The 20,197-nt window shown below is 63.8% G+C and carries 23 protein-coding genes; 11 read left to right on the top strand and 12 right to left on the bottom strand.

The window, feature by feature from the left end; translation table 11 throughout:
- Positions 1-285: 285 nt before the first annotated feature.
- Genes EOA13_RS06810 through EOA13_RS06795 form a run of 4 tightly spaced genes read left to right on the top strand, consistent with a single transcriptional unit; the run spans position 286 to position 4,398 of the window.
- The gene (locus tag EOA13_RS06810; RefSeq protein ID WP_127290747.1) at positions 286-822 is read left to right on the top strand and encodes a tripartite tricarboxylate transporter TctB family protein; all 537 of its coding nucleotides are present in this window, start codon (positions 286-288) and stop codon (positions 820-822) included.
- 4 nt (positions 823-826) lie between these two features.
- Positions 827-2,350: a tripartite tricarboxylate transporter permease gene (locus EOA13_RS06805; protein WP_127259888.1), complete on the top strand. Its 1,524-nt coding sequence runs from the start codon at positions 827-829 to the stop codon at positions 2,348-2,350.
- A gap of 15 nt (positions 2,351-2,365) precedes the next feature.
- Positions 2,366-3,550, top strand: coding sequence for a CoA transferase (locus EOA13_RS06800; RefSeq protein ID WP_127290745.1), 1,185 nt, complete (start codon positions 2,366-2,368; stop codon positions 3,548-3,550).
- Positions 3,547-4,398, top strand: coding sequence for a citryl-CoA lyase (locus EOA13_RS06795; RefSeq protein WP_127290743.1), 852 nt, complete (start codon positions 3,547-3,549; stop codon positions 4,396-4,398). The genes EOA13_RS06800 and EOA13_RS06795 overlap by 4 nt, the downstream gene beginning before the upstream one ends.
- 4 nt (positions 4,399-4,402) lie before the next feature.
- Here the strand turns inward: EOA13_RS06795 and EOA13_RS06790 are convergent, their stop codons facing one another.
- Positions 4,403-4,873, bottom strand: coding sequence for an NUDIX hydrolase (locus tag EOA13_RS06790; RefSeq protein ID WP_127290741.1), 471 nt, complete (start codon positions 4,871-4,873; stop codon positions 4,403-4,405).
- Positions 4,874-5,003: 130 nt separating this feature from the next.
- Here EOA13_RS06790 and EOA13_RS39555 point away from each other — a divergent pair, with 130 nt between their 5' ends.
- Genes EOA13_RS39555 through EOA13_RS06775 form a run of 3 tightly spaced genes read left to right on the top strand, consistent with a single transcriptional unit; the run spans position 5,004 to position 6,252 of the window.
- Positions 5,004-5,312: a hypothetical protein gene (locus tag EOA13_RS39555; RefSeq protein ID WP_164780000.1), complete on the top strand. Its 309-nt coding sequence runs from the start codon at positions 5,004-5,006 to the stop codon at positions 5,310-5,312.
- A complete protein-coding gene (locus tag EOA13_RS06780) occupies positions 5,312-5,638 on the top strand; it encodes a hypothetical protein (protein WP_127290739.1) in 327 nt (108 codons plus the stop codon). Before EOA13_RS39555 ends, EOA13_RS06780 begins: the two co-directional genes overlap by 1 nt.
- Positions 5,639-5,673: 35 nt before the next feature.
- Positions 5,674-6,252, top strand: a complete 579-nt coding sequence (locus tag EOA13_RS06775) for an invasion associated locus B family protein (protein WP_127290737.1) — start codon at positions 5,674-5,676, stop codon at positions 6,250-6,252.
- Between the two features lie 85 nt (positions 6,253-6,337).
- Here the strand turns inward: EOA13_RS06775 and coaBC are convergent, their stop codons facing one another.
- The 5 genes from coaBC to ubiE form a co-directional block, all read right to left on the bottom strand.
- Positions 6,338-7,570, bottom strand: coding sequence for a bifunctional phosphopantothenoylcysteine decarboxylase/phosphopantothenate--cysteine ligase CoaBC (gene coaBC, locus EOA13_RS06770; RefSeq protein ID WP_127290777.1), 1,233 nt, complete (start codon positions 7,568-7,570; stop codon positions 6,338-6,340).
- Positions 7,571-7,595: 25 nt separating this feature from the next.
- Positions 7,596-8,003, bottom strand: coding sequence for a type II toxin-antitoxin system VapC family toxin (locus EOA13_RS06765; RefSeq protein ID WP_127290735.1), 408 nt, complete (start codon positions 8,001-8,003; stop codon positions 7,596-7,598).
- Positions 8,000-8,260 (bottom strand): plasmid stabilization protein, encoded by a 261-nt coding sequence (locus EOA13_RS06760; protein ID WP_023812567.1) that lies wholly within the window; start codon positions 8,258-8,260, stop codon positions 8,000-8,002. The genes EOA13_RS06765 and EOA13_RS06760 overlap by 4 nt, the downstream gene beginning before the upstream one ends.
- A gap of 76 nt (positions 8,261-8,336) precedes the next feature.
- A complete protein-coding gene (ubiB, locus tag EOA13_RS06755) occupies positions 8,337-9,911 on the bottom strand; it encodes a 2-polyprenylphenol 6-hydroxylase (protein ID WP_127290733.1) in 1,575 nt (524 codons plus the stop codon).
- A 70-nt stretch (positions 9,912-9,981) separates the two neighbouring features.
- The gene (gene ubiE / locus EOA13_RS06750; RefSeq protein ID WP_127290731.1) at positions 9,982-10,758 is read right to left on the bottom strand and encodes a bifunctional demethylmenaquinone methyltransferase/2-methoxy-6-polyprenyl-1,4-benzoquinol methylase UbiE; all 777 of its coding nucleotides are present in this window, start codon (positions 10,756-10,758) and stop codon (positions 9,982-9,984) included.
- Positions 10,759-10,892: 134 nt separating this feature from the next.
- Here ubiE and EOA13_RS06745 point away from each other — a divergent pair, with 134 nt between their 5' ends.
- From EOA13_RS06745 to EOA13_RS06730, 3 genes are all read left to right on the top strand, one after another.
- Positions 10,893-11,867, top strand: a complete 975-nt coding sequence (locus EOA13_RS06745; protein WP_127290718.1) for an adenosine deaminase — start codon at positions 10,893-10,895, stop codon at positions 11,865-11,867.
- Positions 11,868-12,013: 146 nt separating this feature from the next.
- Positions 12,014-12,643, top strand: coding sequence for a uracil phosphoribosyltransferase (upp, locus tag EOA13_RS06740; protein ID WP_023812571.1), 630 nt, complete (start codon positions 12,014-12,016; stop codon positions 12,641-12,643).
- A 225-nt stretch (positions 12,644-12,868) separates the two neighbouring features.
- Positions 12,869-13,432, top strand: a complete 564-nt coding sequence (locus tag EOA13_RS06730) for a TIGR02281 family clan AA aspartic protease (RefSeq protein ID WP_127290714.1) — start codon at positions 12,869-12,871, stop codon at positions 13,430-13,432.
- Positions 13,433-13,513: 81 nt separating this feature from the next.
- Here the strand turns inward: EOA13_RS06730 and deoA are convergent, their stop codons facing one another.
- From deoA to EOA13_RS06700, 6 genes are read right to left on the bottom strand one after another with little or no spacing between them, the layout of a single operon-like run.
- Complete coding sequence (deoA, locus tag EOA13_RS06725; protein WP_127290712.1) at positions 13,514-14,833, bottom strand: thymidine phosphorylase; 1,320 nt, start codon at positions 14,831-14,833, stop codon at positions 13,514-13,516.
- Positions 14,833-15,642, bottom strand: coding sequence for a purine-nucleoside phosphorylase (locus EOA13_RS06720; RefSeq protein WP_127290710.1), 810 nt, complete (start codon positions 15,640-15,642; stop codon positions 14,833-14,835). Before EOA13_RS06720 ends, deoA begins: the two co-directional genes overlap by 1 nt.
- Positions 15,643-15,672: 30 nt before the next feature.
- The gene (gene cdd / locus EOA13_RS06715) at positions 15,673-16,065 is read right to left on the bottom strand and encodes a cytidine deaminase (RefSeq protein ID WP_127266925.1); all 393 of its coding nucleotides are present in this window, start codon (positions 16,063-16,065) and stop codon (positions 15,673-15,675) included.
- A 55-nt stretch (positions 16,066-16,120) separates the two neighbouring features.
- Positions 16,121-17,092 carry an ABC transporter permease gene (locus EOA13_RS06710; RefSeq protein ID WP_127290708.1) on the bottom strand — a complete coding sequence of 324 codons (972 nt, stop codon included), beginning with the start codon at positions 17,090-17,092 and terminating at the stop codon, positions 16,121-16,123.
- 1 nt (position 17,093) lies between these two features.
- The gene (locus tag EOA13_RS06705) at positions 17,094-18,233 is read right to left on the bottom strand and encodes an ABC transporter permease (RefSeq protein ID WP_127290706.1); all 1,140 of its coding nucleotides are present in this window, start codon (positions 18,231-18,233) and stop codon (positions 17,094-17,096) included.
- Positions 18,230-19,762 carry an ABC transporter ATP-binding protein gene (locus EOA13_RS06700; RefSeq protein WP_024502792.1) on the bottom strand — a complete coding sequence of 511 codons (1,533 nt, stop codon included), beginning with the start codon at positions 19,760-19,762 and terminating at the stop codon, positions 18,230-18,232. Before EOA13_RS06700 ends, EOA13_RS06705 begins: the two co-directional genes overlap by 4 nt.
- A 215-nt stretch (positions 19,763-19,977) precedes the next feature.
- On the opposite strand from EOA13_RS06700, the gene EOA13_RS06695 reads away from it, so the two are divergent.
- Entirely contained in the window at positions 19,978-20,184 is a 207-nt protein-coding gene (locus EOA13_RS06695) for a SlyX family protein (protein ID WP_206535266.1), read from the top strand.
- Positions 20,185-20,197: the final 13 nt, after the last annotated feature.

The raw sequence follows: 20,197 nt of genomic DNA, 5'->3' as shown, positions 1-20,197 counted from the left end.
GAAAGCCGTGGCCTTCACCCCCACCGGCAAGGACGGCGTCTTCCAAGCCTTCTTCAGACATCAGAAAATAGAAACAGTCGACCTCAACCTCTGCAGACGATAAGTGACAAAACTGTTCGCGATGTCCCCGCACACCTGTTCGCGATGTCTCCGGTCCAAACAATGTCTTCAGGGGGCGGTTAGAGTGCCGCCCCCTTCCCATCTCGCCTGCCGCATGGACATATGATGCGGCGAAACTGCGGATGCGGTCGGCTGGAGGATGCCGGCCACCTTGGGAGGACACCGATGAGCACCAGCGACCCTCAGGCGGCGCCCCCGCGCCTTGCCATGCCCGAATTGTTGATCGGCGTCGGGCTTCTCGCCTGCGCCGGGGCCGTAGCCTGGCAGACCTTGGCGATCCCGGTGTCGCCGCTCTATTCCAAGGTCGGGCCGACCGTCTTTCCCTATATCACCATGACCGGCATGATCGTGCTTTCGCTGCTACTCATCCTCGCAGCGCTGCGCGGCGGCTGGCAGCCGGAGGAAGAAAAGGAAACGCCGACCGACTGGAAGGCGATGGGCATCGTCGTTATCGGGCTGGTGGCAAACCTAGTGCTGATCCAGCCGCTCGGCTTTACCGCCGCCTCGGTCATTATGTTCGTTCTGGTCTGCTACGGCTTCGGCAGCAAGCGCACACTGCGTGACGCAGTGCTCGGCCTGATCCTGGCGCTGGCCGCCTATTTCGGCTTCGCCAGGGCGCTTGGCGTCAACATCGGTGCCGGTTTCATCGAGAACCAGCTGAACACGGTCATCGATGCGTTCATCACCGTGTTGAGGGGCTGACGCCATGGAAACGCTCGGACATCTCGCACATGGCTTCTCGGTCGCCTTCACCCCGGTCAACCTTCTGTGGTGCCTGCTTGGCACCACGCTTGGCACCGCCATCGGCGTGCTGCCCGGTCTTGGGCCGGCGCTGACCATCGCGCTGCTTTTGCCGATCACCTATCAGGTGGCGCCGGAGGCATCCTTCATCCTGTTCGCCGGCATCTACTACGGCGCCATGTACGGCGGTTCGACGACGTCGATCCTGCTCAACACGCCCGGCGAAAGCGCCACCATCGTCACCGCGCTGGAAGGCAACAGGATGGCGCGTTCCGGCCGTGGCGGTGCGGCACTCGCCACCTCGGCGATAGGCTCGTTCGTCGCCGGCACGATCGGCACGATGGGCGTTGCCTTCCTGGCGCCGGTGGTGGTCAAATTCGCGCTGGCCTTCGGTCCGGCCGAATATTTCTCGCTGATGGTGCTGGCCTTCATCACCGTTTCGGCGGTGCTCGGCTCGTCGTCGGTGCGCGGCCTGACCAGCCTGTTCGCCGGCTTCGTCATCGGCATGATCGGTGTCGACCTGCAGACCGGCCAGCCGCGCTTCACCTTCGGCATGACCGAACTGCTCGACGGCGTCGATGTCATCATCGCTGCCGTTGGCCTGTTTGCCGTCGGCGAGACGCTCTACATGGCCTCGCGCCGCTATGCCGGCAAAGACGAGATCGTGCCGCTGAAGGGCTCGCTCTATATGACGGCGGCCGAGTGGGGGCGTTCGTGGAAACCCTGGCTGCGCGGCGCCGCGATCGGCTTCCCGATCGGCGCCATGCCGGCCGGCGGCGCCGAAATCCCGACCTTCCTGTCCTATGCCATCGAAAAGAAGCTGTCGAAGCACAAGGAGGAGTTCGGCACGGTCGGCGCCATCGAGGGCGTTGCCGGCCCCGAGGCCGCCAACAATGCCTCGGCAGCCGGCGTGCTGGTGCCTATGCTGACGCTTGGCCTGCCGACCTCCGCGACCGCGGCGATCATGCTGTCGGCCTTCCAAAGCTACGGCATCAATCCCGGGCCGCTGCTTCTCACGACCCAGGGCGATCTCGTCTGGGGACTGATCGCCAGCCTGTTCATCGCCAACGTCATCCTGGTCATCCTCAACCTGCCGCTGATCGGCCTGTGGGTGCGGCTGCTGAAAATCCCGGCGCCGCAACTCTATGCCGGCATCCTGGTGTTCGCCACCGTCGGCACCTACGGTATTTCGCAGTCGCCCATCGACCTCGTCATCCTCTATCTGCTGGGAGCGGCCGGTTTCCTGATGCGGCGGTTCGATTTCCCGACCGCGCCTGTCATTATCGGCATGATCCTTGGGCCGCTCGCCGAAACCCAGTTCCGCCGGGCGATGACCATCTCGAATGGCGACTGGTCGGTGTTCTACACCCACAAGCTGTCGCTGACGCTGCTGACGCTCGCCTTCATCGGCCTCGCCGGCCCGCATATCTGGGCCTTCATCGAGCATCGGCGTCGGCGCGGACCGGAGCATGTGCCCGGCGATGCCTGATCGATCCATGATGCCATGACAGAACTGCTTTCCGGTATCCGCGTCCTCGACCTGACCAATGTGCTGGCCGGTCCCTACTGCGCCTATCAGCTGGCGCTGCTCGGCGCCGATGTGATCAAGGTCGAGGCGCCGCAAGGCGGCGACCTGGCCCGCCAGCTCGGCGGCTCGCCAAAGCTGAACAGCGCCGGCATGGGCGCATCGTTCCTGGCGCAGAACGCCGGCAAACGGTCGGTGGTGCTCGACCTCAAGAAGCAAGCCGATCGCGAGCGCTTTTTCGATCTGGTGGCCAGCGCCGATGCCCTGGTGGAGAATTTTCGCCCGGGCGTGATGGATCGGCTGGGGCTTGGCTACGAGGCGCTGAAGACGGTCCGTCCAGGCCTCGTCTATTGCGCGATATCGGGTTTCGGGCAGACCGGGCCGATGCGCGACAATCCCGCCTATGACCAGATCATCCAGGGCCTGTCGGGGATCATGAGCATCACCGGCACACCGGAAACGGCGCCGCTGCGGGTCGGCTATCCCGTGGCCGACACGCTTGGCGGACTGGTCGGCGCGTTCGCCATTACCTCGGCGCTGGTGCGGCAGAAGACGAGCGGCGAGGGTGCCTTTCTCGACGTCTCGATGCTCGAATGCACACTTTCCGCGCTTGGCTGGCCGGTTTCCAACTATCTGACCGCAGGCATCGACCCCAAGCCGATGGGCAATGAGAACATGACGGCGGCACCCTCCGGTGCGTTTCGCACCGGCGACGGGCTCATCAATATCGCCGCCAACAAGCAGGAACAGTTCGTGACGCTGTGCCGGCTGATCGGCCGGCCGGAACTGGCCTTGGATGCCAGCTTTGCCGAGCGCGAGACGCGCAAGCGGAACCGTGCGGCGCTTAAAGTCGAGATCGAGCACGCCCTGGCGGGCGCGCCGGCTGCGGCCTGGGAAGAGATGCTCAATCGGGCCGGCGTGCCTGCCGGCAGGGTGCTGACGATCCCGCAAGTGCTGGCCGAGCCGCAAGTCCTTGAACGCCAGGTGACCGCGAATTTCGACGATGTGGCTGGCATGGACAAGCCGCTGACCGTTTTGCGCGGCGGCTTCATGGTCGATGGCGAGGCGCCCTTGCCGACAAAGCCGCCGCCGGCGCTCGGCGAACATATGGGCGAGGTGTTCGCCGACCTGCCACCGCGCGCCAAGACAAAGGCAAGCGCATGAGCGGCACGGAGAAGAAGACAGGCCGTGAGCGCGGCGAGGAATGGTGGCAGACCGACATCATCGAGATGCGGCCTGGTGTCATCCGGCTGCGCGGCTACGAGATCCAGGATCTGATCGGCCGCGTCAGCTTCCCGGCTGTCATCTGGCTGATGCTGCGCGGCGAACTGCCCAGCGAGGACCAGGCAGAGTTGCTCGGCATCGGCTTGGCTGCCGCCGTCGACCACGGGCCGCAGGCGCCATCGATCGCCATCGCGCGCATGGCTGCAACCTGCGGCGTCGGTATCAACAGCGCCATGGCCTCGGCCATCAACGTTCTCGGCGACGTGCATGGAGGCGCCGGCGAGCAGGCGCTTTCCTTCTATGGTGACATTGCTGGGGCGATCGATGCCGGGATGACGCTGAATGAAGCAGTCTCCGCGCGGCTCGACCGGTTCTTCGCCGAGGAGAAGGGCTATGTGCCGGGGCTCGGACATCGCTTCCATCCCGTCGACCCGCGCGCGCCGCGTTTGCTGGAACTGACCCGCGAATTTGCCGCACGCGGTGCCGTAAATGGACGTTTCGCCGATATTGCAGAAGCGATCGAGGTGGACGTCGCGCAACGCAAGAGGAAAAAAATACCGCTCAACATCGATGGCGCCACCGCCGTCATCTATGGCGAACTCGGCTTTCCGCCGCCGCTGACGCGAGGGCTATTCGTGCTGTCGCGCTCGGTCGGCATCCTGGCGCATGCCTGGGAGCAGTCGCAGCAGGCCGAGCGAAACAAGGGGCCGCTGCCGCGCGAGTGGCTGTGGGCCTATACCGGCACGCCGGTGCGGCCGTTTCCCGAAAGCGATGAGCCCGGCGAGTGAGGCTTTACGCCTGGTCCACCTGCAAAGGGATCTTCAGCGTCTTCACCAACGTTGAAAGATCCGGCTCGTCGATGAGCATGGCCGCGTCGGCTGGCGCCAGCCAGGCCCGCTGGCGTCGTTTGGCTTCCTGCCAGTCGGCCAGTTCCTCCGTTACCTCGAGCAGAAAGACGATGACATCGACGCGGACAAAGCGATTGGCCAGCCGCTTCCAGTAGGAATAGGTGCCCGCCGGCTGCTTCAGCGTCTTGCCGAGCACGCCGGCTTCCTCCTGGGCCTCGATGGTGGCCGCCTTGCGCCCGCTCTTGCCCTTCATCGGCCAGCCCTTGGGTACGATGAAGCGCCTGGTGGTGCGCGACGTGACCAGCATGACCTCGATGTCGCCGCGCGCGGTCAGCCGAAAGGGAATAGCCGCCACCTGGCGGATTCTTTCGCCCTTTTTTGCCTTGCGTACGGCCTTCTTCTTGGTGGCTGCCATTCGTCAATCCAGTCGATGCAATGCCGCATAGCCCGACAAGGCGTCGTTGCAAAACCAAAACTTTCGCATGTGCCGCCAAAACTTTCGCATATGCCGAAAGACACTCGAAATACCTAAGTCGGCTAAATAAATGAAAAAGGCCTTGTTGTCAGCGGCAATTGCTCACGGCGGTGGTGCCGATTATCTGGGTCTGGCAGCTTGGCTTGAGCTGCTGCACGACCGGGGGCGGTTGCTGAACGATCTGGCGGTCCTGGGCGCGGTACTGCTGCTGTTGCTGCTGATATTGCTGCCGCTGTATCCTGTTTTGCAGGATTTGCAGGTCGTTCTGCCGGATCAGCGCATTGTTGCCGGTAGCGGAATTGAGCGCTTGTGCGGAAGCCGGCAGGCAAACGCCCGCCAGCACTGCCGTGGCCAACATTGCCACTGTGAAGATCGTTGATGGCCGAAGTGCCGACATCCGCTCATTCCCGCGCAAAAACTCTGTCCACTGATATAGGACGTTTGGGCGGCAATGCCATGGGCAGCGGGTCGATCGACCAAATCTGCCTGTCACCGCCGAAGGCAGCTTCCGCGGCGGCGGAGAATCTGCCTGGCAACCCCGCATTGCACTTGACGGAGGCCGTCGATTCGCCGCTCTATCGTGTCGGCGCCGGCCTTGAGCTGAATGGCGTCAATGGCGTCGGCATGTCCGTCAGATATAATGGCGCCTTCGGCCAAACGGTTAAACAGAACGCGATCAGCGCGTCTCTCAAGGTCAGTTTCTAGCTGGCCCGAGGCGGAGCCGGGCGGGAGGGATATTGATGAGGAAGTTCGCGTATTTCGTGGCGATGCTGGGTGTTGCCTGCACCGTCGGTGTGCCGGCCGTGGCGGCGCAAACCAAGAGCGACAAGGCGGTCGCGGCACCGGCTGCCGCGGATGCGCCGCAGTTGCCCGGCGGCGCGTCGGCACTGTCTGAAACCCATGGCGACTGGACGGTCAATTGCCAGATATCGGGCACGGCCAAGACCTGCAGCCTGTCGCATCAGCAATTCAACAAGCAAAGCAATCAGCGGCTGCTGGCGATCGAGCTGTCGAGCAAGACCGGCGAGGATGCCACGGGCACGCTTGCGTTGCCGTTCGGCCTGGCGCTGGCCAAGGGGGTCAGCCTGACCATCGACGATCAGAAGCTGGACGGCAGCCTGGCGTTCAACACCTGCCAGGTCGTCGGCTGTCTGGTGCCGGTGGTGTTCGATGCGACTGTCACGCCGCTGCTGAAATCAGGCACCACACTGAAGATCGACGCTTTCGCGGCGGACACCGGACAAGCGGTCAGCTTCTCCATTCCGCTCAACGGCTTCGCCGGCGCGCTTGCCCGAACCGCCGAGCTTTTGACCAATTGATGTAGAGCCGCAGGACTTAAAGCGCGCCGCCTGAATGCCGTCTCGCGGCAGGGCGGTGCGTCACTGCAGCAGAACGTCTTTCAGCTCAAACGACGATCGTTTTAAGCCTTTCGGCGATCAGGGCGGCGAGCCGCGCCGCCACATCATCCTTGCTCATCTCCGGCCATTCCTCGACGCCAGCCTTTGACACGATCCGCACCCGGTTGCGATCGCCGCCCATCACGCCCGAAGAACCGACGCCGCTTCCCTGCGACACGTCGTTGGCAACGATGAGATCGGCGCCTTTCTTCTTGAGCTTGGCCTCGGCGTTGCGCAGGAGATCCTGTGTCTCGGCGGCGAAGCCGATAACCAGGCCGGGTCGCTGGCTGTGATGGCCGACGCCGGCGAGAATGTCGGGGTTCTCGACCATGCGCAGCACCGGCGGCCCTTCGCCGGCGACCTTCTTGATCTTCTCACCCGCCGAGTTCTCGGGGCGCCAGTCGGCCACGGCGGCAACGAACACCGCCGCGTCCGCGGGCAGGAGCTGTTCCACCGCGTCGCGCATCTCTTGCGCACGTTCAACATGGATGGTCTTCACGCCTGCCGGATCGGCGATGCCGACAGGGCCGGAGACGAGGTGCACATCGGCGCCGAGCCTGGCCAGTGCCGCGGCGATGGCATGGCCCTGCTTGCCGGACGAACGGTTGGCGATGTAGCGCACCGGGTCGATCGGCTCATGCGTCGGGCCGGAGGTGACGATGATCTTGCGCCCCGACAGCGGTTTGGGGCCGCCATCGAGCAGCGCCTCAATGGCGGCGACGATCTCCAGCGGCTCGGCCATGCGGCCTTCGCCCGCCTCATTGCTTTCGGCCATCTCGCCCCTGGCCGGGCCGATGAAGGCAATGCCATCCTTCTGCAGCGTCGCGCGGTTTCGGCGGGTGGCCGGATGCGCCCACATTCTGGGGTTCATGGCCGGCGCCATCAGCACCGGCTTGTCGGTGGCGATGAGCACCGTGGAGGCCAGATCGTTGGCGTGGCCGTTTGCGAGCTTGGCCATCAGGTCGGCGGTGGCGGGGGCCACCACCAGCAGATCGGCCTCGCGCGACAGCCTGATGTGGCCGACATCGTGCTCGTCATTGCGGTCGAACAACTCGGTAAAGACCTGGTCGGCGGAGAGCGCGCCGGCCGACAGCGTGGTGATGAATTCCTGCGCGGCCGATGTCATGACCACCCGAACGCCGGCTCCGCGCTCGCGCAGCCGGCGGATCAAATCCAGCGCCTTGAAGGCAGCTATGCCGCCGCCGATGATGAGCAGGATGCGCTTGCCGGAGAGGCTCATGCCCAAGACCAGTTCCTGTCCAGTGTCATGCCGGCTTCAGCGCCGGTTCGATATCGGTATGGATGAAATCGTTGCCCTTGAAAAGCAGCGGCAGGTTTCGCGTCTTGGCCAGGGCATAGGCGAAGCAGTCGCCCATGTTGAGATCAGCACGATGATGAGATCCACGGCCATAGAGAGAGTAGGCAAGCCGTGCGACTTCAAGCTGCGCTAAATCAAAAGGAACTACCGTCAACTCGAGAAGATCGATTAGCAGTTTGAGTTCGTTGACGTTAACGCCATCACTCGACCGGCTCGCGACACAATGCGCCTCCAGCAGCGTCGCTGCGCTTACCAGTGCAACAGATGAGGTACCGAAAACGTCGACGAATGCAGCGGCATCCGGCTCTGCGCCAAGGATTGCGATCAACGCCGAGGTATCGACCGCGACTGTCACAGAAGTCCCTCGTCCCACATATGGTCAGTAATCGCCTTGAGATCAAAAGGGCGTTCCAGCTTCCGCCCGAGCGCCAAGATTTCGTCACGGGAAGCCTTCAGTCGCCACGCCCCATTCTCAAGCCTGGTTTTTGGGATTGCCGCCTCACGCAAGGCATCCCGCACTTCCTGCTCCATCGAAACGCCGCGCGCGGCGGCGCGCTCGCGGAGCACCTGCTTCACGTTGTCGTCAAGGTTGCGGACTGTTATCGTGCTCATGGTCTTGCTCCATGCCGCTTAATATAGGCAACAAGCAGCGTGCATGCAATGACAGCATTGCTGTCATTGCATGCACTCAGATGAGCTTCCAGGCGATATAGACCAGCGTCAACGCGATCACCCAGAGTGCCCAGCGGCCGGAGCGGCTGTAGCGCGCCTCGGCTTTGCCGATGGCGTGGGCGGTGGTTTCGTCGAAGCGCAGGCCGTGCTCGGCCATCAGGTCGATCTCGCGCGAAAGCCGGTCGGTGCGCGCCGCAAGCTCTGGCACCTGCCGGGCCAGCGTCAGCAGCGCCTTGGCGCCATCGCGCGCGTCGATCATCATGCCACGCGGCCCAAGATTGCCTGATATCCAGTCGCCGACCACCGGCTCGGCCGTCTTCCACATGTTGAAGGCCGGGTCGAGCGTGCGCGCCACGCCCTCGACCACCACCATGGTCTTCTGCAACAGGATCAATTCGGGCCGCGTCGCCATGTCGAAGAGTTCGGTGACCTCGAACAGCAGCGTCAGAAGCTTGGCCATCGAGATGGTCTCGGCCGGCTGGCCATGGATCGGCTCGCCGATGGCCCGGATCGCCTGCGCGAAGGCTGCGACATTGTGCTGGCGCGGCACATAGCCGGCCTCGAAATGGACCTCGGCGACACGCAGATAGTCGCGCGTGATGAAGCCGTAGAGGATTTCAGCGAGGAAGCGGCGCTCCTTCTTGCCGAGCCTGCCGGCAATGCCGAGATCGACGGCGACGATGGTGCCGTTTGCCTCGACGAACAAATTGCCCGGATGCATGTCGGCATGGAAGAAGCCGTCGCGCAGGGTGTGGCGCAGGAACGACTGGATGAGATTGGCTGCGATCGCTTTCAGATCATGGCCGGCGGCCTCCAGGCCGGCAATGTCGTTCATCTTGACGCCGTCGACCCATTCCATGGTCAAGACGTCGCGGCCGGTGCGCTCCCAGTCGACGGACGGCACGCGAAAGCCGGGGTCATCCCTGGTACTTTCGCCGAGCTCCGAGAGGGCGGCCGCCTCGAGGCGAAGATCCATCTCGATCTTGGTGGTCTGCGCCAGCGTCTGGGTGACCTCGACCGGCCGCAGCCGGCGTGACGACGGGATGTATTTCTCTTGCAGGCGAGCGGCGAGGAAATAGCTTTCGAGATCCTGGAAGAAGCGGCGGCGCACGCCGGGCCGGATCACCTTGACCGCCACCTTGGTGGCAACGCCGTCATGCATGGCGTCGGCGGCATGGACCTGGGCGATGGAGGCGGCTGCGACCGGATCGCCGAAATGCGTATAGAGATCGCCGACCTTGCGCCCGAGCGAAGCCTCGATGGCCGCGATGGCCTCGGCCCTGGGGAAGGTGTGCATCTTGTCCTGCAACATGGCGAGATCCAGCGCCATGTCGTTGCCGACGACGTCGGGCCGTGTCGCCAGGAACTGGCCGAGCTTTACATAAGATGGACCGAGCCGGACGACCGCCTTGGCCAGCCGGTCGCTGCGCTCATAGGCCAGCGCGCGGCGGCGGGTGAACAGCCGCGCCATCCGCCAGCCGAACTTCGGCAGGCCCGACAGCTCCTCACCCGGCAAGGCGGCGACGACACCCTCGCGGACCAGCACCCAGCCGGCCCTTACGAGCCGGAATCCTGCACTGACATTGCTCATGGCAGCGCCAATCCTGCCGGCTCTTTGAACCGGCATAGCACGCGTCGATTATGAGAAATGCGGTCCGGCCTCAAAGCTTCCAGCCCGAATGAAGTGCTGCAATACCGCCGGAATAGTTGCGGAAGGAAACGCGGTCGAAGCCGGCGCGGGAAATCATCGTCGCGAAATTCTGCTGATTGGGAAACCTGGCGATCGATTCGACCAGATAGGAATAGGGTTCGCCGTCGCCAGTGACCATCTTGCCGATCTTGGGGATGGCATTGAACGACCAGGCTTCATAGGCCTTGTCGAGCAGCGGCATCTCGACCTCGGAAAATTCCAGGCACAGGAAGCGCCCGCCGGGCTTCAGCACGCGAAACGCTTCGCCCAAGGCGACCTCGATGCGCGGTACGTTGCGGATGCCAAAAGCGATGGTGTAGGCATCGAATGTGGCATCAGGGAAAGGCAGTTCCTCGGCATTGGCCTCGACGAAATCGGTGTTGCCGGACAGGCCTTTCTTTTCGGCCCGGTCGCGGCCGACAGCCAGCATAGAGCCATTGATGTCGAGCACGGTGGCATGGGCATTGCCGTGGCTGGCATCGACGATGCGGAAGGCGATGTCGCCGGTGCCGCCGGCAACGTCCAGCACGCGCCAGCCGATCCTTTTGGGAGGATTGAGCCAGGCGACCATGGCGTCCTTCCACAGCCGGTGCAGGCCAGCCGACATCAGATCGTTCATCAGGTCGTAGCGGTTGGCGACCTTGTGGAAAACATCGTTGACCAGGGACTGCTTGTCGCCAGCCCCTACACGCTTGAAACCATAGGAGGTTTCCATGCCGCCCGCGGCCGTGGTTCTCTCAACTGACATTTTTTTGATCCGTCATAAAACCGGCGGGACCATAGCCGATCGATGGTGCGGGCGCTATTGTTTAAGGCGCGGTGTTCAGCCGCGCTTCCAGGTGGCGGGTTTTCGAGACCTGGACGGACCGACGGGATGATTGAATGCCTTTGAAAGCGGAACTGCACTGCCACATCGAAGGGGCAGCGGCGCCCGAACTCGTCATCCGCCAGGCGCAGAAATACGGCAAGGACACCTCGCCCTATATCCAGAACGGTTCCTTCGTCTGGCACGATTTCACCTCCTTCCTGGCGGCTTATGATTTTTCCGCCGATCTGTTCCGGACCGAGGAGGACTATGCGCGGCTGGCCGACCACTATCTGACCAGTCTCGCTCGCGATGGCGCCATCTATTCCGAAGTGTTCACCTCGCCGGACCACGCGAAAAGGGCCGGGCTGTCGCCGAAAGCCTATACCGACGCGCTCGGCGAAGGCATGGCCCGCGCCAAGGCCAAGACCGGCATCGAAGGCCGCATGATCGTTACCGGCGTGCGCCATGTCGGCGTCGAGTCCATCGAGCAGGCGGCGCGCTTCGCGGCGCGCTGCGGGCATCCGCTGGTCACCGGTTTCGGCGTTGCCGGCGATGAGCGCATCGGCGATATGGAGGACTATGTCAGGGCTTTCGAGATCGCTCGCGAAGCCGGGCTCGGCATCACCATCCATGCCGGCGAACTGACGGGCTGGGAGACGGTCCAGGCGGCGCTCGATCATATCCGTCCGTCCCGCATCGGCCATGGCGTGCGCGCCATCGAGAACCTGGACCTCGTCCGGCGCATCGCCGACGAGGGCGTCGTGCTGGAATGCTGCCCCGGTTCCAACATCGCGCTCAAGGTGTTCGACAGTTTCGCCGATCATCCGTTTCCGGCCCTGCAGGCGGCAGGCTGCAAGGTGACACTAAATTCCGACGATCCGCCCTATTTCTGGACCTCGCTGAAGCGGGAATACGACATTGCCGCCGAGCATTTCTCGATGAACGAAAAGGCGCTGGCCGCCGTCACCCGCACCGCCATCGAAGCCGCTTTCGTCGATAGAAAGACGAAGACGGCACTTCTTGCCCGGTTGAACAGCGCGGCACGCTGATTTCCGCCGACAAAGCTGTGGTCGGTGCGGGCCAAGCGGTTCCTTGGCCGGCGCATTGCCGCTAGGGTTTGCCGAGGCAGCTTGAAGCGCGGCGCGTCCGAAAGGGCTATGCGCGCATTTTCGGGCGCAGGCACCAGGAGAACACCATGAAGGGCGTCACCGTCGTCGACCACCCGCTTGTCCAGCACAAGCTGACCATCATGCGCAAGAAGGAAACCTCGACGGCTGGCTTCCGCCGGCTGCTGCGCGAAATCTCGCTGCTGCTCGGCTACGAGGTCACCCGCAACCTCGAACTGACGACGACGACCATCGAAACGCCGATGGAAACGATGGAAGCGCCGACGCTGGAGGGCAAGAAACTGGTCTTCGCCTCGGTGCTGCGCGCCGGCAACGGCTTGCTGGAAGGCCTGCTCGACCTGGTTCCGGCGGCCCGCGTCGCCCATGTCGGTCTCTACCGCGATCACGAAACGCTGGAAGCGGTCGAATATTTCTTCAAGGCGCCGAGCGATCTCGCCGACCGGCTGGTGATCGTCGTAGATCCAATGCTGGCGACCGCCAATTCGGCGATCGCGGCGATCGACAAGCTGAAAGAGCGTGGCGCCACCAACATCCGTTTCCTTTGCCTGCTGGCGGCGCCTGAAGGCATCGAGCGCTTCATCAAGGCGCATCCGGACGTTCCCGTCTTCACCGCTTCGATCGACCGCCAGCTCAACGAGAAGGGCTACATCATGCCCGGCCTCGGTGACGCCGGCGACCGCATGTACGGGACCAAGTAATACCAGGCGAAGTTCGCCTGGTACGATTTACCAAATGTTTACGCAAAGGCGCGGTTTTGGCGCGCGTTAAAGCGGCAAACACCATCCGGGTCTAACGATCGGCTGTCACTACGGCGCCGCGCGTCCATTTCGGACGCGCAAAGGACGCTGTAGCACTTTGATTTTGCGCATGAGCCTTTCCGAAAATCGATCCCGATTTTCGGGGTCATGCGGCGAGGCCGATCCATGCTGCGCAAGCTTCTCATCCTTGCCGTTTTCGCCGGTTCATCGGCATCGATACCGATTGTGTATCAGTCCAATCCGCAACTCGTCGAAAACCTGCTGAGGTCGGCGGTGCCGGGCAAACAAGCGGTCGAAGCCCAACCGGACGTCAATCTGGCATCGGTGCCCAACAAGCCCGCGGCACCGCTGCCGATGGGCCGCAAGGTGGTCGTCGCGGCTGACGAGCGCGGACATTTCTCATCGGCTTTCAAGTTCAACGGACGCCAGGTCGACGGCATGATCGACACCGGTGCGACATTGGTCGCCATCAACATTTCGACGGCACGCAGGATCGGCTTGTCGCTGAATGCTTCGGACTTCAGCCACGAGGTCAACACGGCCAACGGCACCATCAAGGCGGCCGTGGCCATGATCGACCGCCTGCAGATCGGCAACATCACGGTCAATGACGTCCAGACCATTGTGCTCGACGACAGGGCGCTGCGCACCAATCTGATCGGCATGAGCTTTCTCAACCGGCTCGACAAATACCAGGTCGAGAACGGCACGCTGCTGCTCGTCCAGTAAGGCTGTTCGTTTCCGCAATTCCAAGGGAAAGCGCTATGCGCTTTTCCCGGGAAGCCGTTTCACACTTTTCCTGAAATTGCTTTAGCCGCGCGGCAGAATCCGCCGGATGACCGACTTGTCGGCGGGCGGCTTCGAGGCGCCGACCGTATAGGCCGAAAGCACGGTTGCCGCGGCGGCCTCGGCATCGGCCGATGAGCGGGCATGGACCAGCGCCAGCGGCTCGCCGATCCCAACCTCCGCACCGACCGGCAACAGCCTGGTGATGCCGACCGCGGGGTCGATCTGGTCGTCCGGCCGCGTGCGCCCACCTCCCAGGCCGACCACGGCGAGCCCGATATCGCGGGTGGCGATGCCGGTGACGAAGCCGTTTGCGGTTGCCTTGACGGCAAATTCGATCGCCGCCGCTGGCAGATATTTTTCCGGTTTCTCGATGAAATCGGCGGGGCCGCCAAGCGCGGCCACCATGCGCGCGAAAGTGGCGGCGGCGCGGCCGCTGGCGAGCGTTTCGGTGGCGCGCCGCATGCCATCCTGATTGGACGACACCAGCCCGGCCGACTGCAGCATTTCGGCGGCCAGCGCCAGCGTCACATCCTCGAGCCTCCGGTCGCGAAACCGGCCGGCGAGGAAATCAACGGCGTTGCGCACCTCGACGGCGTTGCCGGCGGCCGACGCCAGCGGCTCGTTCATGCCGGTGATCAACGCCGAGGCCTTCAGCCCGGCGCCGTTGGCGATCTCAACCAGGCTGTTTGCGAGTGCGGTGGCGTCACGCGATTTTTCCATGAAGGCGCCGTTGCCGACCTTGACGTCGAGAACCAGCGATTGCAGCCCGGCCGCCAGCTTCTTCGACAGGATCGAAGCGGTGATCAGCGGCACCGATTCGACCGTGCCGGAGACGTCGCGGATCGCATAGAGCCGTCGATCGGCGGGCGCGAGGTCGGCGGTCTGGCCGATGATGGCACAGCCTGTTTCGAGCACCGCCTTGCGAAACAGCGCGACGTCGGGCTGGCTGATGTAGCCGGGGATGGCATCCATCTTGTCCAGCGTGCCGCCGGTGTGGCCAAGGCCGCGGCCCGAGATCATCGGCACATAGGCGCCGCAGGCGGCGACGATCGGCGCCAGCATCAGCGAGACATTATCGCCGACGCCGCCGGTCGAATGCTTGTCGGTGACCGGGCCGGGCAGGTCCGACCAGTCGAGCACATCGCCGGAATCGCGCATCGCCAGCGTCAGCGCCACGGCCTCGTCGCGGCTCATGCCGTTGAAGAACACCGCCATGGCGAAGGCGCCGGCCTGGCCATCGGTAACGGCGCCTGACGTCACGCCCTCGACGAAGCCGGCGATCTCCTCTTCCGACAGCCTGAGGCCATCGCGCTTGCGGCGGATGATTTCCTGGGGAAGCATCAGATCTCCAGCAGTCCGTCGCGAAACAGGCGGCGCAGGATCGTCGCCAGCCGCGCGCCGCCTACCGGTGCCATGTCCTTGGTCTCCTGGTGCGAAAGCTCGGCCCCGGTCATGCCGGCGGCCAAATTGGTGATGACCGAACAGGCGGCGACGCGCAGTCCGAGGAAGCGGGCGAGAATGACCTCCGGTACGGTCGACATGCCGACCGCATTGGCGCCCATGATGCGCGCCATGCGGATCTCGGCCGGCGTTTCGAAGCATGGGCCGGAGAACCACATATAGACGCCCTTGTGCAGGGTGGTGCCGGTCGCGTTTGCCGCCCGTTCGATGGCCTGGCGGATGCCGGCATCATAGGCTTCAGTCAGGCCGACGAAACGCCGGTCGCTTGGTTCGCCGATCAGCGGATTGGTGCCCGAGAAATTGATGTGGTCCGATATCAGCATCACCGAGCCCGGCGGCATGTCCGGATCGACCGATCCGGCGGCATTGGTGAGGATCAGCTTCGTGATGCCGATGCCGGCAAGCACTTCCAGCACCGGCCGCATCGCCGCGGCAACGCCGTGCTCGTAGTAATGGGCGCGGCCCGACAGCATCAGCACCGGCACGCCGGCAAACAGCCCGGCCACCACCTCGCCGGCATGCCCGGTGACACCGCTTCTGGGAAAACCCGGCAGGTCGGCATAGGAGATGCGGATCGGGCCCTCGATCTGGTCGACCAGACCGCCGAGGCCCGAACCGAGCACCAGTGCCGTGGCCGGCGCCAGGCCGTCCAGCCTTTCGACGAGATGATCCAGGGCTTTTTCCGTCATCGCTGCCAGCTGTTCATTTGAGCCCGTTGTTCACTTCAAAATATCGCCGCGGAAGCCGTAAGGCAGCATGTCGCCCATGGTCACGGTCTCGGCCACACCTGCATTGTCGCAGAGATAGAGCTTTGTTTCCGGCCGGCAGAATTCGGCCAGCCGCTGCCGGCAGCCGCCGCAAGGCGAGCATTTCGCCATGCGTTCGGCGATGACGGCGATCTCCACGATCTTGCCGCCGCCGCCCATAATGTAGTGGCCGAGCGCCGTGGTCTCGGCGCACCAGCCTTCCGGATAGGAGGCGACTTCGATGTTGGCGCCGGTAAAGACGCGCCCGTCTTCGGTTCGCAAGGCAGCGCCGACCGGAAACTTCGAATAGGGCGCGTAGGCCTTGGCCATGGCGGCCTTGGCGGCCTCGAACAGATCATGCGACATTCAGGTGTTCTCTCCGATGATCGTTTCAAAACCCGGCGCAAGGCCGGCCCGCCGCTCAACGTTCCTTGACATAAGGCACGCCGCCGGCGCGTGGCGGGATTGCCTTGCCGATGAAGCCGGCGAGCAGGATGACGGTGAGGATGTAGGGCAGCGCCTGCATGAACTGCGCCGGCACCTTGCCAATGATGGGCAGCGGTGATCCCTGCAGGCGGATCGACGCCGCGTCCAGGAAGCCGAACAGAAGACAGGCGAACATGGCGTTGACCGGCTTCCACTTGGCGAAGATCAGGGCTGCCAGCGCGATGTAGCCCTTGCCGGCGGTCATGTCCTTCACGAAGCCGCCATTTTGCACCATCGACAGGTAGGCGCCGGCAATGCCGGTGAGGATGCCGGTGCAGATCAGCGCCCTGTAGCGCAGCCAGGCGACCGATATGCCGGCGGTGTCGACGGCGGCCGGGTTCTCGCCTACGGCGCGCAGGCGCAGGCCGAAGCGGGTGCGAAACAGCACCCACCAGGTGAACGGCACCATCAGGAAGGCAAGATAGACCAGGATCGAGTGGCCCGACAGGAGCTCGGCATAGATCGGTCCGATGACCGGCACGTCGCGGATGGCCTCGGCGCCCGGCAAGGTGATGGCCTCGAAGCGCTCGCCCGGTTGCAGCGCCGGCGTGCGCCCGCCCTGCTGGAACCAGGCCTGGCCGAGGATGATGGTCGAGCCGGCAGCGATGAAATTGATCGCCACGCCGGAGACGATCTGGTTGCCGCGATGGGTGATCGAGGCAAAGCCGTGGATCATGGCGAAGGCGACCGAGATCAGGATCGCCATGCCAAGGCCGACAAAGGCCGAATGGAACACGGAAGCGGCGGCCGCGCCGGCGAAGGCGCCGACCAGCATCTTGCCTTCGAGGCCGATGTCGAAGATGCCGGCGCGTTCCGAATAGAGCCCGGCGAGGCAGGCAAGCAGCAGCGGCACCGACAGGCGGATGGTGGAGTCCAATGTCTGGATGATCGCGTTGAACACATCCATCTCAGGCACCTTTCCCCTTGACCGCTTCCATGCCCACCGATCGCGGACTGAACGAGGCGAACAGCGCCTGGATGTAGGGCCGGAACATGTGCTCGAGGGCACCGGCAAACAGGATCACCAAGCCTTGAATGATGACGATCATATCGCGGCTGATTGCCGGCATCTCGAAGGCGAGCTCGGCGCCGCCCTGGTAGAGCATGCCGAACAGGATCGCCGCCAGCACGATGCCAACAGGGTGCAGGCGGCCCATCAGCGCCACGGCGATGCCGACGAAGCCGGCGCCGGAAACGAAGTCGATGGCGACATTGTGCTGATCGCCCATCACCGGATTGAGTGCCATCATGCCGGCCAGCCCGCCCGAGATCATCATGGCGGTGATGATGATGCGGGTTTCGGAAATGCCGGCATAGCGTGCCGCTTTCGGGCTGTGACCGTAGGTGCGCATTTCATAGCCGAGCTTGGTGCGCCAGATCAGCAGCCAGACCAGGAAGGCCATGACCAGGGCCAGCAGGAAGGTGACGTTGAGCGGCGCCGAACGGATCTTGGCGCCGAACAGCTCGATGATCCAGTTGAGCTTGGGCAATTCCGCGCCGGCGAGGAAGTTACGCGTCTGCGGGGCTTGCGAGGCGGCTGGCTTCAACGGGCCGACCAGCAGGTAAACCATGATCGAGGCGGCGATGAAGTTGAACATGATGGTGGTGATGACGATGTGCGAGCCACGCTTGGCCTGCAGATAGGCGGGGATGAGCGCCCATAATGCGCCGACCGTCGCCGCAGCAAGGATCGCCAGCGGGAAGGTCAGCCACCATGGCAGTGTGCTGTCGAAGCTCAGGCAGACGATGGCGATGCCGAGGCCGGCGATGTAGGCCTGCCCTTCGGTGCCGATGTTGAACAGGCCGCAATGCGCGGCCACCGCCACCGAAAGCCCGGTGAAGATGAAGGTGGTGGCATAAAAGAGGGTGAAGGCGATGCCGGTGCCTTTGCCGAAGGCGCCTTCGACCAGGATGACGGCTGCGCGCAACGGATTCTCGCCGACCAGAAGCACGACGAAGCCGGCGACGACGAAGGCGACGAACAGATTGATCAGCGGGATCAGGCCATAGTCGGCCCAGGCCGGCAGTTTGGCGTAAGGCGCGCTCATTGCGCGGCCTCCTGGTGCTCGATGCCGGCCATCAGCAGGCCGAGCTCGCCCTCGGTCGCTTCGGGGCCGCGTTCGCCGACGATGCGGCCGGCAAACATCACCAGGATACGGTCGGACAGCGAACGGATCTCGTCAAGCTCGACCGACACCACCAGCACCGCCTTGCCCTGGTCGCGCATGGCGATCAGGCGCTTGTGGATGAATTCGATGGCGCCGACATCGACGCCGCGTGTCGGCTGGCCAACGATCAGAACACCAGGGTCCTGTTCCATCTCCCGCGCCAGCACGATCTTCTGCTGGTTGCCGCCGGAAAAATTGGCGGTCTTCAGCCGGCAGTCGGCCGGGCGGATGTCGTATTTGGCGATCTTGTCCCTGGCATCGTTGCGGATGGCATCGATGTTGAGGAACGGGCCCTTCAAATAACGGGGATCATCGTGATAGCCGAGGATCGAATTCTCGTTCTCCTCGAAGGCCAGCACCAGCCCGACGTGATGGCGGTCCTCCGGCACATGCGCCAGCCCGCGATCGCGCAGTTCGCCGGGGTCGGCGGCGCCGGTCAGGTCGATCGGCTTGCCGTCGAGCATGACCGAGCCGGACACCGCGCGCCTGATGCCGGAAATCGCCTCGAGCAGTTCGGATTGTCCGTTGCCGGCGACACCGGCGATGCCGACGATCTCGCCGGCCCTGATATCGAAGGAGATGTCGTCGACCATGGTGACGCCGCGCGTATCCCTGACCGTCAGGTTCTTGACAGCGAGCTTGACGGCGCCGGCCTCGGCCTCGCCCTTCTCGACCCGCAAGAGCACGCGCCGCCCGACCATCAGCTCGGCCAGTTCCTCGACCGTGGTCTTCCTGGTCTCGCGCGTCGCCACCATCGTGCCCTGGCGCATCACCGACACCGTGTCGGTAATGGCCATGATCTCGCGCAATTTGTGGGTGATCAGCACCACCGTCTTGCCCTGGTCCTTCAACTGCCGAAGGATGCGGAACAGGTGATCGGCCTCGGCCGGTGTCAGCACGCCCGTAGGCTCGTCGAGGATCAGGATCTCGGCGCCGCGATAGAGTGCTTTCAGGATCTCTACCCGCTGCTGCAGGCCGACCGGCAGTTCCTCGATGATTGCATCGGGATCGACTTCCAGCCCGTATTCACGCTCCAGCCGCTCCAGTTCGGAGCGCGCCTTGGCGATGCTCTTCTTCAGCAGCGCATCGCTTTCGGCGCCGAGGATGACGTTCTCCAGCACCGTGAAATTGTCGACCAGCATAAAGTGCTGATGCACCATGCCGATGCCGAGCGCGATGGCGTCATTGGGGGTTTTGATCGAGGCCGGCTGGCCGCCAACGCGGATCTCGCCGCTGTCGGCCTGGTAGAAGCCGTAGAGGATCGACATCAGCGTCGACTTGCCAGCTCCGTTCTCGCCGACAATGCCGTGGATCGTGCCGCGACCGATCTCAAGATTGATGTCCCGGTTGGCGCGCACCGCACCAAAGCTCTTGTTGATGCCGATCAACTCGATTGCGGCTTGCGCCATGCAGCCTGTCCCACTCTTATTTTTTTATCGCTTGGTCAAAACGCCTAGCATGACGCTCCGCCCGTGCCAATTGCCGGAGCCGGTTCACTCTCGACAAATCCCGGTGCGCTTGTCAATTTGCAACGTGGCCAGGGCCTTCACATTCGCTAGTATGACGGAGCCGAAATTCGCATCGCGGCGCAAGACATCGCGATGAAGACTGGGGAATTCACATGATCATGCCCGCCGACCGGCTGACGACGCTGGAGATCCGCGCCGCCGAGCAGGAGAAGACCATCGAGGAACTGTCCGGCCAGATCGCCGAGCAGTGGAAAGTGATCGAGCGCATGCAGCGCAAGCTCGACGCGCTTGCGGATCGCTTCCTGGCGCTGGAGGAGCAGACAGGAGATGAAGTGCCGGTAACCAAGCCACCGCACTGGTGAGGAAAGGGAAGGT

It is taken from the genome of Mesorhizobium sp. M7A.F.Ca.US.011.01.1.1 (genome assembly GCF_003998295.1).
Classification (GTDB): Bacteria; Pseudomonadota; Alphaproteobacteria; order Rhizobiales; family Rhizobiaceae; genus Mesorhizobium.
This window is presented reverse-complemented; position numbering and strand designations above follow the sequence as displayed.